The sequence below is a fragment of the Cupriavidus nantongensis genome, from assembly GCF_041726985.1.
GTDB classification, from domain to species: Bacteria; Pseudomonadota; Gammaproteobacteria; order Burkholderiales; family Burkholderiaceae; genus Cupriavidus; species Cupriavidus nantongensis_A.
In genome coordinates this window covers 1,747,467-1,762,018 of the sequence record NZ_CP168302.1, presented here as the reverse complement: position 1 = coordinate 1,762,018, position 14,552 = coordinate 1,747,467, and the positions used below count along the sequence as shown (strand labels likewise).

General features: G+C 66.9%; 11 protein-coding genes and 1 pseudogene. 8 read left to right on the top strand and 4 right to left on the bottom strand.

Annotation, left to right across the window (positions count from 1 at the left end; all coding sequences use genetic code 11):
• Position 1: 1 nt before the first annotated feature.
• From aac(3) to ACEI37_RS07670, 3 genes and pseudogenes are all read right to left on the bottom strand, one after another.
• Positions 2-799, bottom strand: a pseudogene (aac(3), locus tag ACEI37_RS07680) (aminoglycoside 3-N-acetyltransferase); the annotation flags it as partial.
• A gap of 77 nt (positions 800-876) precedes the next feature.
• Complete coding sequence (locus tag ACEI37_RS07675) at positions 877-1,863, bottom strand: PAS domain-containing protein (protein WP_373376155.1); 987 nt, start codon at positions 1,861-1,863, stop codon at positions 877-879.
• Positions 1,860-2,771, bottom strand: a complete 912-nt coding sequence (locus ACEI37_RS07670; RefSeq protein ID WP_373376154.1) for a LysR substrate-binding domain-containing protein — start codon at positions 2,769-2,771, stop codon at positions 1,860-1,862. The genes ACEI37_RS07675 and ACEI37_RS07670 overlap by 4 nt, the downstream gene beginning before the upstream one ends.
• 100 nt (positions 2,772-2,871) lie before the next feature.
• Between ACEI37_RS07670 and ACEI37_RS07665 the strand changes: the two genes are divergently transcribed.
• The 7 genes from ACEI37_RS07665 (at position 2,872) to ACEI37_RS07635 (ending at position 12,372) form a co-directional block, all read left to right on the top strand.
• A complete protein-coding gene (locus tag ACEI37_RS07665) occupies positions 2,872-3,972 on the top strand; it encodes a tartrate dehydrogenase (protein ID WP_373376153.1) in 1,101 nt (366 codons plus the stop codon).
• A gap of 272 nt (positions 3,973-4,244) precedes the next feature.
• Entirely contained in the window at positions 4,245-5,840 is a 1,596-nt protein-coding gene (locus ACEI37_RS07660) for a BCCT family transporter (RefSeq protein ID WP_373376152.1), read from the top strand.
• 130 nt (positions 5,841-5,970) lie between these two features.
• On the top strand, positions 5,971-7,107 hold the full coding sequence (locus tag ACEI37_RS07655; protein ID WP_373376151.1) for an aromatic ring-hydroxylating dioxygenase subunit alpha: 1,137 nt from the start codon (positions 5,971-5,973) through the stop codon (positions 7,105-7,107).
• 11 nt (positions 7,108-7,118) lie between these two features.
• Positions 7,119-8,588 (top strand): NAD-dependent succinate-semialdehyde dehydrogenase, encoded by a 1,470-nt coding sequence (locus tag ACEI37_RS07650; RefSeq protein ID WP_373377732.1) that lies wholly within the window; start codon positions 7,119-7,121, stop codon positions 8,586-8,588.
• Between the two features lie 30 nt (positions 8,589-8,618).
• Positions 8,619-9,596, top strand: a complete 978-nt coding sequence (locus ACEI37_RS07645) for a 2Fe-2S iron-sulfur cluster-binding protein (RefSeq protein WP_373376150.1) — start codon at positions 8,619-8,621, stop codon at positions 9,594-9,596.
• A gap of 53 nt (positions 9,597-9,649) precedes the next feature.
• The gene (locus tag ACEI37_RS07640) at positions 9,650-10,744 is read left to right on the top strand and encodes a porin (protein WP_373376149.1); all 1,095 of its coding nucleotides are present in this window, start codon (positions 9,650-9,652) and stop codon (positions 10,742-10,744) included.
• 362 nt (positions 10,745-11,106) lie between these two features.
• Positions 11,107-12,372, top strand: a complete 1,266-nt coding sequence (locus ACEI37_RS07635; RefSeq protein ID WP_373376148.1) for an MFS transporter — start codon at positions 11,107-11,109, stop codon at positions 12,370-12,372.
• Positions 12,373-12,389: 17 nt separating this feature from the next.
• Here ACEI37_RS07635 and ACEI37_RS07630 read toward each other — a convergent pair whose 3' ends face one another.
• A complete protein-coding gene (locus ACEI37_RS07630; protein WP_373376147.1) occupies positions 12,390-13,394 on the bottom strand; it encodes a LysR family transcriptional regulator in 1,005 nt (334 codons plus the stop codon).
• Between the two features lie 164 nt (positions 13,395-13,558).
• On the opposite strand from ACEI37_RS07630, the gene ACEI37_RS07625 reads away from it, so the two are divergent.
• The gene (locus ACEI37_RS07625) at positions 13,559-14,548 is read left to right on the top strand and encodes a Bug family tripartite tricarboxylate transporter substrate binding protein (RefSeq protein ID WP_373376146.1); all 990 of its coding nucleotides are present in this window, start codon (positions 13,559-13,561) and stop codon (positions 14,546-14,548) included.
• Positions 14,549-14,552 lie beyond the last annotated feature (4 nt).

Below are 14,552 nucleotides of genomic sequence, written 5' to 3'. Positions count from 1 at the left end.
GAAAGTTCTGCTCCAGGTAACTCACGCCGAATGAGACGATGTCCCTGGCATCGAACAGGTAGCAGTGGGCGGCGCCTACCTGGCCTTCCGTGTGCCGGCCCAAGGCGGCATAGGCGTTGGCGATGGTTTCAACGCCATCAGGCCGGCCTTCGATGGCAAAGCAATCCAGAATGCCGTTGGAGTCAAAATCCTCTACCGCCTGCCAGACCGTTTGGCCATCAGGGTCGAGCACGGGCATTTCGTAGGTGACACGGCGCTTCGCGGGGATGTCGGCGACGGCCTCGGCATAGTGCAGGACCGTGACTGCGTCGAGCCCAGCGCCAAGAAGCAGGACTTTGCCGCCACACTGGATAAAGCGGTCAAGGGGAGAGCCCGCGCCAAACGCCTGGCCAAGCCGATGTGGCTCGGTCAGATATCTTGCGAGCGGCCCGATTGCGACCATTGACGCGTCGGGGTGCGCACTGCGCAATGCACCGGGATACTCGACAAGGAACTGATTGAGCAGACCAAAGCCGCGATAGGCTTGTGCTGTTCCGGGATCGAAGGGCGGCCAATTTCGGCGGACTTCTTCATGCATCCGGGCGCCATTCAGGGTTTCCTCGTAGGGTGACCGATCCCATGAGGCATAACCCATCAGGGTTCCTTCGGGGCCAACGGCCGCGAGCAGCGCGGCAACCAGGGTGGAGGCCCCTCCCTCCACGGCGCCCGTTGCCTTTAGCGATGCGTGCACCATCACGAGGTCGCGGTCGCGGATGCCAAGGGCACGAAGTTCGTGTTGGATTGTTGCTTTGCTTTTCATGTGCAGCGGTGTTCACCGTTGGCCTGGCAACAAGATCCAATGCTAGCGCAGCTCCATGGAAATAGCAGTCAGGGCAGTCAGGCCGAGCGCATCGCCAGCGCATAGTACGAGCCGCCGTCCTCGCCGGGCTCCAGCACCGCGCGGACCGTCACCGCCAGCTCACTTCCGTCTTCCCGTAGCAGTTCAGCGGCGAACTTCGCTTTCGGCCGGGCGCGCGTCATCCTGCGCAAACGAGCCCCGGCGTCGGCGAAGCGTTTGGCGAGCCCGTCGCCCAGCAGCGCTTCCGCGTCGCAGCCGACCATCTCGACCAGCGCCGCGTTGACCGATTCGCAGCGCAGCTTGCCGTCCAGCAGCGCCATGCCTTCCGAGGTCAGATCGAACACCGCCCGGAAACGCGCCTGCTGCTCGCGCAGCGACTGCTCGGCAAGCTTGCGCGCGGTGTTGTCCATGCTGATGCCGACGATCTTGACGGTGCGACCGTCCAGTTCCCGCACCGGCGTGGCGCGCGAAGAGATCCAGCGGATGCTGCCGTCGGGCTGGACCAGGCGGAAGTCGAATTCATGGGCCTTGCCGGTGCGCACCGATTCCTCGTAGGCGGCGTTCATCATCGGAACGTCATCGGCGGGCACATGCTTCCAGAAGCTTTCGTTGCTGACGATGCGCCAGCCGTACACGGCTTCGACATTGGACGAGTAGGTCACGTCGTCGGTGATCAGGTTCCACTCCCACGTGACGATGCGCGCGCCCTCCTGCGCCAGCTTCATGCGCGCCTCGCTCTCCATGATCTCGGCGGTGTAGCGGCGGCGCATGTCGGTCATCGGGATTTCCACCGCGCTGGAGGTCTCCGCCTCCTGCCGGGCCTGCTCGCCGTAGCGCAGCCAGATCCAGTTCACATCGAGGAACGCCGCCAGCTTGCGCAGCTTCTCGTAGTCGATCTCGCCGCCCCGGGTCCACTTGTGGACCGCCGGACGCGACACGTCGAGCGCGTTGGCCACCGCCTGCAGCGTGAGCTTCTTGTGTTCGAGCAGTTCCTTGAGGCGGAAGGCAAAGCTGTTTTCTGTCATGTTGTGGATTCCCCGGTGGCACCGCCGAGATGGCGCATGAAAAACTCGACGCAGGCGCGCACGCGCGCGGAGCCGGACAGGCGCGAAGGATACACCGCCCAGATATCCGCGTCCTGGCGGTAGTCGGGCAGCACCTGCACCAGGCGTCCGGCCTCGAGATCTGCCGCGACATCCCACATCGAGCGCAGCATCACGCCATGCCCGGCCAGCGCCCAGCCTGTGACGATCTCCCCGTGATTGGACGACAGCCGCCCCCCAACCTTGACGCTGCGCTCGCCCTCCGGCCCCGTCATGCGCCAGATGCCGAAGGGATGGTCGCGCTCCTTGGTGACCAGGCAGTCATGCTCCGACAGCGCCTCGAGCGTCCGCGGCACGCCGCGCACCGCCAGGTACGAGGGCGCCGCGCACAGCACGCGCCAGTTGCGCGCCAGCCGGCGCGCGATCAGGTGCGGGGCGATGTCGTTGCCGATGCGGATGTCGAGGTCGATGCCTTCGGCCACCAGGTCGACCAGCTTGTCGAACACGTCGAAGCGGATTTCCAGGCCGGGAAACTGCTGGCACAGCGTCGAGATCAGCGGTGCCACATGGCGCCTGCCGAAACCCACGCTGCTGCCGATGCGCACCAGCCCCCGCGGCGCGCCACCGGCAGCGATTTCATCCCTGAGCTGGCCGATCTCGTCGAGCATGTCGCGCGCCCAGCGGCATACGCGCTCGCCGTTTTCCGTCAGCGACACGTGGCGCGTGCTCCGGTGCAGCAACTGTGCGCCCAGCACCTGTTCCAGCGCCTTGACGCGCTTGCTGACATAGGCGGGCGAACTGCCCAGCTCTTCCGCGGCGGCGACGAAGCTGGCGCGCTGCGCGACCAGGCAGAACACCCGCAGGTCTTCCAGTGGGGGCAGATTATTCACGATTCGTGTTTCCTGTATCCACGCTTGCGCGGATGATCCGCGCCGGCTTTCCCGGCATTCTCGATCGCACCTGACCACCAGACCCGCGCGAGACACCGCCATGACCACACCCACCTTGACCACACCATCTTCTGCTGCGTTCCGGATCGCCGCCATTGCCGGCGATGGCATCGGCAACGAAGTCCTGCCCGAGGGGCTGCGCGTCGTCGAAGCCGCCGCGCGCAAGTTCAACTTGCCGATCGAAGTGCGCCACTTCGAATGGGCCAACTGCGACTACTACCTGCGCCACGGCAAGATGATGCCGGACGACTGGAAGCAGCAGCTCGACGGCTTCGACGCGATCTACTTCGGCGCCGTCGGCTGGCCCGACAAGGTGCCCGACCACATCTCGCTGTGGGGCTCGCTGCTCAGGTTCCGCCGCGAGTTCGACCAGTACGTCAACCTGCGCCCGGTGCGCCTGCTGCCCGGCGTGCCGTGCCCGCTGGCCGGCAAGAAGGCCGGCGACATCGACTTCTACGTGGTCCGCGAAAACACCGAGGGCGAGTACAGCCCGGTCGGCGGCCGCATGTACGAGGGCACCGAGCGAGAGGTCGTGATGCAGCAGTCGGTCTTCAGCCGCCACGGCACCGACCGCATCCTCAAATATGCGTTCGAGCTGGCGCAATCGCGGCCGCGCAAGAAGCTGACCTCGGCCACCAAGTCGAACGGCATCGCCGTCAGTATGCCGTGGTGGGATGAGCGTACTGCCGCGATGGGCGCGCAGTACCCCGAGGTCCAATGGGACAGCCAGCATATCGACATCCTGTGCGCGCGCTTCGTGCTCCAGCCAGAACGCTTCGACGTGGTGGTCGCCTCCAACCTGTTCGGCGACCTGCTGTCGGACCTCGGCCCGGCCTGCACCGGCACCATCGGCCTGGCGGGCTCGGCCAACCTGAACCCGGAGCGTAAGTTCCCGTCGCTGTTCGAACCGGTGCACGGCTCGGCGCCGGACATCTACGGCAGGCAGATCGCCAATCCCATCGGCATGATCTGGTCGGGCGCGATGATGCTGGATTTCCTGGGCGGCGAAGCCGGACGCCGCGCGCATGACGCCATCCTCGCCGCCATCGAAACGGTGTTGCGCGAAGGGCCGCTGACGCCGGACGCCGGCGGCAAGGCCGGCACCAGCGAGGTGGGCAAGGCCATCGCCGCCGCGCTCTGAGCCTGCGCGGCGAGCGGAACGTGATGCCGGGTTCGCGCCCGGCATCGTGTTCCCACAACGCAGTGCGCATCGTTCGTCACACCCGCAAATTTTTTCCACGCGGAGCTTGTGCATGTCCGGAATTTTGCATAGAGTTTCCGTTAACTAGTAGTTACTGTAAACCATTAGTTAACAAAATACAAGCAAGCTGAACGCGGGCACCGCCCGCGCCGGGCAGACAAGTTCCATCACAAAACCAAGCCATGCGCCAAGACGCATCGGAGGAGACGCACTTGAAAACTCCCACGCCCCGCCTCGACGGCTTCCTGACCGCCTGCACGCTCACCGCCGTGCTGGTCACCGTCATCGCCATGGTCCGCTGGCCCGCTGAAGCGGCCGCCACCGCCACCCTGCTGTTCGAATGGTCCACGCGCTCGTTCGGCTCGCTGGTCCAGATCTTTGTCTTCGGCTGCGTCATCGCCTGCCTGGCGCTGGCCTTCAGCAAGTACGGCAACGTGCGGCTGGGCGAAGGCAAGCCCGAGTACTCCACGTTGTCATGGGTGTTCATGTTCATCTGCGCCGGCATGGGGTCGTCGACCATGTACTGGGGTGTGATGGAATGGGTCTACTACTACCAGTCGCCCGGCCTGAACGTGCCCACCGGCACGCGCGAAGCGCTGGAGCACTCCATCAGCTACTCGTTCTTCCACTGGGGCCTGAGCGCGTGGGCGGTGTATGCGCTGCCGTCGCTGGCGATGGCGTACCACTTCCATGTGCGCAAGAACAAGGGCCTGAACCTGGCGTCCATTGTCGAGGCCATCACGGGTTTTCGCGCCACCGGGCCGGTGGGCCGGCTGGTCGACCTGATCTTCCTGCTGACGATGTTCGGGGCGCTGACGGTGTCGATCGCGCTGACCGCGTCGACCTTCACGCGCGGACTGTCCGGGCTGTTCGGCGTGCCGGATACCTTCGTCACGCAGCTGGTCGTGATCGTCGGCGTGTCGGTTCTGTTCTCGGCGAGCGCCTATGTCGGCATCGACGGCGGCATGCAGCGCCTGAGCCATATGGTGTGCTGGGGCGCGCTGCTGCTGGCCGCGGTGGTGTTCGCGATCGGCCCGACACTGTTTGCCGGCAATAACATCGTCAACGGCCTGGGCCTCATGCTGCAGAACTACGTGCACATGAGCCTGTTCACCGATCCCACCGGTGACGGCGCCTTCAGCCGCGGCTGGACCGTGTTCTACTGGCTGTGGTGGGTGTCGTACTCGCCGGGCGTGGCGATGTTCGTGGCGCGCGTGTCCAAGGGCCGCAAGATCAAGGAAGTCATCTACGCCCTGCTGCTGGGCGGCAGCGTCGGCTGCTGGTTCTTCTTCGGCGCGCTGGAAAGCTACAGCATGCACCAGTTCATCACCGGCACCATCGACGTGCCGCGCATCCTGAAGGAACATGGCGGCGAGGCCGCAGTGGAAATGCTGCTGAGCGCGCTGCCCGCCGGCAAAGTGTTCCTGGCGGTCTACCTGGCGATCATGATCGTGTTCCTGGCCGCCCACGTCGATGCCGTGGCCTACGCCGTCGCCGCCACCACCACGCGCAACCTGAAGGAAGGGCAGGACCCGTCGCCGACCAGCCGCGTGTTCTGGTGCGTGATGCTGACGCTGGTGCCGCTGGCGATGCTGTTCGTCAAGGCCTCGCTGGAGACCATGAAGACCGCCGTGGTGCTGACCGCGATCCCGTTCCTGGTGATCCTGGGGATCAAGCTGTTCGGCCTGTTCCGCTGGCTGGTGCAGGACTACGCCGACACGCCGGCCCACCTGATCGAGACAGCCCGGCCTGAAGCCGACAGCGCGACCGTGACCACCGAGCGCGAAACCGCCATCGCAAAGGCCTGATCGCGCGACAGGGGACGCCTCGGCCGTCCCCTGTCACCGGAAAAACTGCCTGCCCCAAGGCGCTTTTTTTAGGTCTTGATGTTAAACCACATTTAACCTGTAACCACAAATTAACCGAGGAAACGGAATCATGGAGAAGACCCTGGACACCGCCGCCGTCAAGCTGCCTGCCGGCTTCTGCGCCGACGACGAAAACGCCTGGACCCTGCCCGCCTCCTTCTACACCCGGGACGCGGTGTTCGAGTACGAGAAGGAAAAGATCTTTGCCAACAGCTGGATCTGCGTGGCCCACCGCAGCGAACTGGCCGAGTCCAACGACTACGTCACGCGCGAGATCATCGGCGAGAGCATCGTCGTGCTGCGCGACCGCGAAGGCGTGCTGCGGGCCTTCTACAACGTCTGCCCGCACCGTGGCCACCAGCTGCTGCAAGGCAGCGGCCGCGCCAAAAACGTCATCACCTGCCCGTACCACGCCTGGACCTTCAAGCTCGACGGCGAACTGGCGCTGGCGCGCAACTGCGACAACGTGCCCAACTTCGACAAGAGCAAGTCCAGCCTGGTCCCGGTCAAGGTCGAGGAATATGCCGGCTTCGTCTTTATCAACATGAACCCGGACGCCGGCAGTGTCGAAGAACAGCTGCCCGGCCTGGAAGCGCGCATGCGCGCCGCCTGCCCGGTCATCGACGACCTTCACCTCGGCGCCCGCTTCGTCACCGAGACGCCGGCCAACTGGAAGTCCATCGTCGACAACTACATGGAGTGCTACCACTGCGGCCCGGCCCACCCCGGCTTCTCGGACTCGGTGCAGGTCGACCGCTACACCCATACGCTGCACGGCAACTGGACGCTGCAGTTCGGCCACGCCAAGTCGTCGGAGAAATCCTTCAAGCTGGACGAGTCGATCAAGGACCCGAGCTTCAGCGGCTTCTGGGCCTGGCCTTGCACGATGTTCAACGTGCCGCCGGGGGCCAATTTCATGACGGTGATCTACGAGTTCCCGGCCAGCGCTGAAGTCACGCTGCAGCACTACGAGATCTACTTCCTCAACAAGGAACTGACCGAGGAACAGCAGAAGCTGGTCGAGTGGTATCGCGACGTGTTCCGCCCGGAAGACCTGCGCCTGGTGGAAAGCGTGCAGAAGGGCTTGAAGTCGCGCGGCTATCGCGGCCAGGGCCGAATCATGGTCGACCGCCAGCGCAGCGGCATCAGCGAGCACGGCATCGTGCATTTCCACCGCAAGGTGGCGAAGGAATACGAGGGCGCCTGAGCCCGGCCCCAATCGAAACGGAGACCAGACCAATGCAACTGAAGGACAACACCCTGTTCCGCCAGCAGGCCCTGATCGGCGCCGAATGGACCGACGCCCCCGACGCCGCCACCGTGGCCGTGACCGACCCCGCCACCGGCGATCTGGTCGGCACCGTGCCGCTGATGCGCGAGGCCGGCGCCGTGGCCGCGATCGAGGCCGCCAATGCCGCCCTGCCCGGCTGGAAGGCCCGCACCGCCAAGGAGCGCGCCGCGCTGCTGCGCAAGTGGTTCGACCTGATCATCGCGCACGAGGACGATCTCGCTGCCATCATGACGCGCGAGCAGGGCAAGCCGCTGGCCGAAGCACGCGGCGAGGTGCGCTACGCCGCCTCGTTCATCGAGTGGTTCGGCGAGGAAGCCAAGCGTCTCTACGGCGACGTGATTCCCTCCCCGGCCGCCGACAAGCGCCTGGTGGTGGTGCGCGAGCCGATCGGCGTCTGCGCCGCGATCACGCCATGGAATTTCCCGGCGGCAATGATTGCGCGCAAGGCCGCGCCAGCGCTGGCCGCCGGCTGCACCATGGTGGTCAAGCCCGCCAACGAGACCCCGTTCAGCGCGCTGGCGCTGGCTGAGCTGGCGCTGCGCGCCGGCATCCCCGCGGGCGTGCTGAACGTCGTCACTGGCGACGCGGCGGCAATCGGCAGCCAGTTCACCGGCCACCCACTGGTGCGCAAGCTGTCGTTCACCGGCTCCACGCCGGTCGGCCGCCTGCTGATGCAGCAGTGCGCCGGCACGGTCAAGAAGGTGTCGCTGGAGCTGGGCGGCAATGCCCCCTTCATCGTGTTCGAGGACGCCGACATCGACGCGGCCGTTGAAGGCGCGATCCAGGCCAAGTACCGCAACGCCGGCCAGACCTGCGTCTGCGTCAACCGCCTTTATATCCACGACGCCGTCTACGACCAGTTCGTCGAGCGCTACGTGAAGAAGGTGGCCGGGCTGCGCGTCGGCAACGGCTTCACCGCGGGCAGCGAGATCGGCCCGCTGATCACCGACAAGGCCGTCGCCAAGGTCGGCGAGCTGGTGGCGGATGCCGTCAGCAAGGGCGCGCGCATCGCCATCGGCGGCGGCGTGCATGAGGCCGGTGCGCAGTTCTTCGCGCCGACGGTGCTGGCCGACGTCAAACCCGGCATGCGTGTACTCGATGAAGAAATCTTCGGGCCGGTCTCGCCCATCGTCCGCTTCACCTCCGAAGCCGACGTGGTGCGCATGGCCAACGACACCATCTACGGCCTCGCCGCCTACTTCTTCAGCCGCGACATCGGCCGGGTCTGGCGCGTGGCCGAGCAGCTCGAGTACGGCATCGTCGGCATCAACACCGGCCTGTTCTCGAATGAGGTGGCCCCGTTCGGCGGCGTGAAGCAGTCGGGCCTGGGCCGCGAGGGCTCCAAGTACGGCATCGAGGACTACCTCGAGATGAAATACCTCTGCATGGCGCTGTAACGCGCGGCAGCACACCCGGAAGACAGCAGCATGGGCAATTTCTACCAGACCCTCCAGGTGCGGGTCTCGCGCATCGAGCACGTGACCCCGCTGATCAAGCGCTTCACCATGGAAGCGATCGACGGCAGCGAGCTGCCGCCCTTTACCGGCGGCAGCCACGTCATCGTGCAGATGCGCGACGGCGAGCGCCAGTACAGCAACGCCTACTCGCTGATGAGTTCGCCCGACGCGCTCGGCAGCTACCAGATCGGCGTGCGTCGCGAAGAGAAGTCCAAAGGCGGCTCCGCGTTCCTGCACGACAAGGTGGCCGAGGGCGACGCGCTGACTATCACCACGCCGAACAACCTGTTCGCGCTGGACGATGGCGCGCATCACCACGTGCTGATCGCCGGCGGTATCGGCATCACGCCGTTCATGTCGCAGATGCACGAACTGCGCAAGCGCGGCGCGTCGCACGAGTTGCACTACGCGTTCCGCGCCGACGAGCACGGCGCGTTCCGCGATGAACTGGCGGCGCTTACGCAGCAGTCTTCCGGGGGCCGCGTCAGCTTCTATGTCGACAGCAAGGGGCAGAAGCTGGACCTGTCCGGCCTGCTGCGCGGCATGGATGCCGGCGCGCATGTCTATGTGTGCGGCCCGGCCCCGCTGATCGACGCCGTGCGCCAGGCCGCGCAGGACGTTGGCGTCGATCCGTCGCGGGTGCATTGGGAACAGTTCGCCGCGCCGGAACAGGCGGGCGAGGCCTTCACCGTGGTGCTGGCGAAATCCGGCAAGACGGTGGAGGTCGGCGCCGGCGAGTCGATCCTGAAGGCGATCGAGCGCGACGGCACCGTGCCGGTCGAATGCCTGTGCCGCGAAGGCGTGTGCGGCACCTGCGAGACCCGCATCCTGGAAGGTGAGGCGATCCACTTCGACCAGTACCTGAGCGACAAGGAGAAGTCGGCGCAGAAGACCATGATGATCTGCGTCTCGCGGGCCCGCGGCGGCAAGCTCGTGCTCGACCTGTAAGACAACAACAGGCCGGCGCATCGGACGCCGGCCAGCACCACCGAGGAGACCCCATGAGAAAATCAGCCAGCCTGTGGCTGCTGGCGGGCGCACTGCTGCCCGCCCTTTCGTCCGTTTCGTCCGTTTCGTATGCGCAGTCCAGCCTGACGCTCTACGGTGTGATCAGCACCGCCTTGCGCTACACCTCCAACATCGATGGCCGCCATCACGACCAGGGCGAACTGGTCTCCAGCGGCATCGGCGGCAGCCGCTGGGGCCTGAAGGGCGACGAAGACCTGGGCGGCGGCAACAAGGCAGTGTTCCTGCTCGAGAACGGTTTTGGCACCGACGACGGCAAGACCGCCTATAGCGCGCTGTTCGGCCGGCAGGCATACGTCGGCCTGTCCGGCGACTGGGGCACCCTGACCTTCGGCCGCCAGTACAACGCGCTGAACAACATCGCCTGGTCCTTCGATCCGCTCGACCAGGGCTGGGGCAACTTCTGGTCCGATCCGCTCTACACCGGCGGCGACATCTTCTTCCAGGGATACCGCGTCAACAACAGCGTCGTGTACAAGAAGAAGTTCGGGCCGGTCAGCGTGCAGCTCGACTACGGCTTCGGCGAGCGCCCCGGCAGCATGGCGCGCGGCGCCACCTTCGGCGGTGGCGTGATGGTCCAGGACGGGCCACTGGCGCTGGGCGTCGCCTATGACCAGCAGCGTCCCGGCAGCGGCGACAACACCCTGCACAACTACTCGGTCGGCGCTTCCTACGTGGTCGGCAAGGCCACCGGCTATGCTGGCTACATGGGCCGCCGCGAGACCAATCCGGAGGCGCGTTTCTGGATTGCCTTCGTCGGCCTCGGCTATCAGCTCACGCCGGCGCTGCACCTGTCGGGCGCCTATTACCGCTACCAGCAGAGCGGCACGGTGACCACCCAGTTCCAGGCCACGCCGCTTGTGCTGGGCAGCGGCAATGCCGATGCGATCTCGGCGGTTGCCGACTATGCCTTGTCGAAGCGCACCAGCCTGTTCCTCGAGGCCGACGCCACCTTCGCGCGCGGCGGTACGGTCGGCCGCGAGACCGAGTACTGGGCCGGCACGCCGGTGACCGATGTCCGCAGCACCACGCGCGTGGGCGTGATGGCCGGGATCCGGCACGTGTTCTGAGGGCGCTCTTCGCACGCCGCCGGCCGTTGCCTCCGCGCAGGCGGGAGCCTGGCAGCAAGACGCCCGGCGCACGGTGCGGTCAGCCGGCAGGTCGAAATCCTGGCGCAGTGGCTCACATTTTTGCGCAAGCCTTGTGGCGCAAGAGGGGCTTTATATAGAGATGTCTACAACATTGAAATGCCAGTGATGGGCTTCTAACATGCGCTCATGGCCGCAATCACAGATGCCCTGACCTTGCCGGCGGTCACGCCGCCAGGCTCTGGCGCGCGCGCTCCCCATGCCCGCTGCCTTTGGCAGGAAAGCCCGGCCAGTTGCCCCGATGAAGCGCCGGGCTTCGATGTCGACGGTGCGACCCCGATGTCATGAAACCATCCACCGGCTCGGATGCCAGGCATCCGGCGCGCGCCGGCAATGGCTGGCTCACCCGCATCGCGCTGCCCGCGGGCGTCCACCCCGATGCCTTGCCGCTGCTGGCCGGCCGCGCGCTGCGTGGCCTCTGTGATGGTTATGTCGCGGTACTGCTGCCCTCCTACCTGCTGGCACTTGGCTTTGAGCCGATCGCAGTCGGAGTCATCAGCAGCGCGACCCTGGTCGGCTCTGCCCTGGCCACGATCCTGGTCGGGATCGCCGGGCACCGCTACCCGCAACGCCGCTTGCTGATGCTGGCGGCCGCGCTGATGGTTGCGACGGGTCTTGGCTTTGCGGGCTTCACCTCGCTATGGCCGCTGCTGGTGATCGCTTTCGCTGGCACGCTGAACCCCGGCTCTGGCGATGTCAGCGTCTTCCTGCCGCTGGAGCACGCGCGGCTGGCGGAATCGGCAGCGCCCGACGCCCGCACCGCGCTGTTTGCCCGCTATGGCCTGATCGGCGCGTTTTCGTCGGCGCTGGGCGCACTGGCGGCGGCGATACCAGCATGGCTTGCCGCGCAGTCGCGGCTGTCCCCGCTCGATGCGATGCGCCTGATGTTCGTCTTCTACGGGATCATCGGGCTGCTGCTGTGGCGCCTGTATGCGCGCCTGCCGGCCACCCTGCCGCACGGCGCAGCGACCACGCCGCTGGGTCCGTCCCGTCCGATCGTATTGCGCCTGGCCATGCTGTTCAGCGTGGATGCATTCGCCGGTGGCCTGGTCGTCAATGCGCTGCTGTCGCTGTGGCTGATGCAGCGTTTCAGCCTGACTCCGGCCGTGACCGGCCAGTTCTTCTTCGTGGCGGGCCTGCTGACAACGTTCTCGCAGCTTGCCGCGGTGCCGCTGGCCCGCAGGATCGGCCTGCTCAACACCATGGTGTTCACGCATATCCCATCGAGCCTGTGCCTGATTGCGGCAGCCTTCGCCCCCACGCTGGCGCTGTGCCTGGCCTTGCTGCTGGCGCGCAGCGCACTGTCGCAAATGGATGTGCCGACCCGGACGGCGTATGTGATGGCCGTTGTCACCCCGCCTGAACGCGCCGCGGCGGCAAGCCTGACCGCCGTGCCGCGCAGCCTGGCCGCCGCAGTCAGTCCTGCGCTGGCCGCCGCGCTGATGGCTTACGGCTATGCCGCCACGCCGCTGGTCGCCTGCGGCTTGCTCAAGATCGCCTATGACCTCGCGATGCTGCGCGCGTTTGGTCGGGTCAAGCCATTGGACTGATCCAGCGGCGACCGGCTTCACTGGCCGGCGAGCCGCTCGCGCAGCAGCACCAGGAAGTCCTGCAGCAAGCCCGGCGCGTGCTGCGCGGCATGCGCCACGCCCAGCGGCGACAGCGGCACCGACAGCGCCACGTCGAGCCGGCACACACGCGCACCGGCGAGCATGCCGGCCGACACGCTGCGCGGAATCAGCGTGACCGCGCCCGGCTGCTGCAGCAGGCCTTCGAGCGCGGGCAGCGACAGCGTCGACACCGGGAACCACTTGGCTTCGGGCAGCGCGCCGAGCACCACGGTCTCGAAGACCTCGCGCAGCTGGATGCTGGCGGCGGGCAACACCCAGCGCGCGTCGGCCAGCGCCGCGAGCGGCAGGTCGCGCCGTCCGGCCAGTGCATGGCTGGGCGCGGCGAGGATCACCACATCGTCATCGAGCAACGGCTCGAACACCAGGCTGGCCGGCAGCCGCTGCGGGGTCCGGCAGAACACCGCATCGAGGTTGCCGCCGGCGAGCTGCGGCAGCAGGGCCGCGCCGCTGTCTTCCTGCAATTCGAGGTGGACCTCGGGATGCTTCTCGTAGAACGCGCCCAGCAAGGGCGCGATCAGGGCACCCGAGGCGGCGGGGATCGCGCCGATGCGCAAGGCGGTGCTGGCGCCCTGCCGGATCGCGGCGAGCGACTCCGCGGCCTGCTGCAGCCTGGCCATGACACCGCGCGCGGCGGCGATCAACGCCCGCCCTGCCGGCGTGGGCCGGATGCCGCGCGCATGGCGCTCGAACAGCTGCGTGCCGAAGATGCGCTCCAGTTCGGCCAGCGCCTGCGTCGCGGCCGACTGGCTCATATGCATTTCGCCGGCGGCACGCGCGATGCTGCCGCAATCGTCCACCGCCATCAGCAGTTGCAGTTGCCGCAGCCGGCCATGGCTGGCGAGCCGGGTGTAGAGCACCTTGGCCAGCGCGGCGGTGCTGGCGTCGGCGAGCTCAGGCCAGGCCGGCGGCAAGGATGGGGAATCGCTGGCAATGCGAGGCATCGGGCGGGCGCGGAGCTATTGATATTGCCGATAGCTGAGGGGGAAAAGCGGCTGGTGGCGGCCACCTGCCGTTCCTACATTAGCGAACGAGCATAGCACGGCCGCACCGGTCAAACGGCGGCAGCGCCGTATCCGCAACTTCTCCCATTCCAGTCGGAGTCCGCATGTCGTTCCCCCTTTCGCGCAAGCTTGCCGGTCTTTGGCCGGCGCTGGCCTTCTGTCTGTTGCCGTCGCCGGCTGCCGCCGAGCCGGCCTTCCCGGGCAAGCCGCTGCGGCTGATCGTGCCGTTTGCCGCCGGCGGCTCCAGCGACCTGGTCGCACGCGTGGTGGCGGAGCGCATGCGCAAGGAACTGGGACAGCCCGTGGTGGTGGAGAACCGCGCCGGCGCGGGCGGCATGATGGGCTCCGAGGCGGTGGCGCTGGCGGCACCGGACGGCTATACCCTGGGCCTGGCCACGGTCAGCACCATGGCGGTCAATCCGATCTTCTACGACAAGGCCGCCCGGACCAACCAGCAATTGCGCCCGCTGGCGATGCTGGTCAGCATGCCCGCGGTGATCACCGTGAATCCGGCCATGCCGGCGAAGGACTTTGCCGGCTTCGTCGCCGAACTCAAGCGCAAGCCTGGCGCCTACAGCAGCGCGGTGCCCGGCGTCGGCAGCCTCGGGCACCTGCTGGTCGAGGCCATGAACGACAAGCTGGGCGTGAAGATGGCGGTGGTGCCATACCGCGGCATCGGACCCGCACTCAACGATACCCTCGCCGGCGTGGTGCAGATCCTGCCCGACCAACTGCCGTCGGCACTGCCGCACGTGAAGGCGGGCAAGCTGGTTCCGCTGGCGGTCGCGGGCGACAAGCGCGTGCCCCAGCTGCCGCAAGTGCCCACGCTCAGGGAACTCGGCCATGGTGAGCTGAGCGACCTGGGCAACAGCTGGTTCGGGCTGGCGGTCCCGGCCAAGACCCCGGCGGCCGTTGCCGACAAGCTGCGCGCCGCCGCGCTGAAGGCGGTACAGGCGCCGGACGTGGTGGCACGGCTCGAGCAGATGGGCGCCAGCCCGACCGGTGGCGACGAGGCCCACTTCCAGGCGCTGATCGACACCCAGCTCAAGCGCAACCGTGCCATCGCGCAGCGCGCGGGCATCAAGGTGGAGTGAGCCC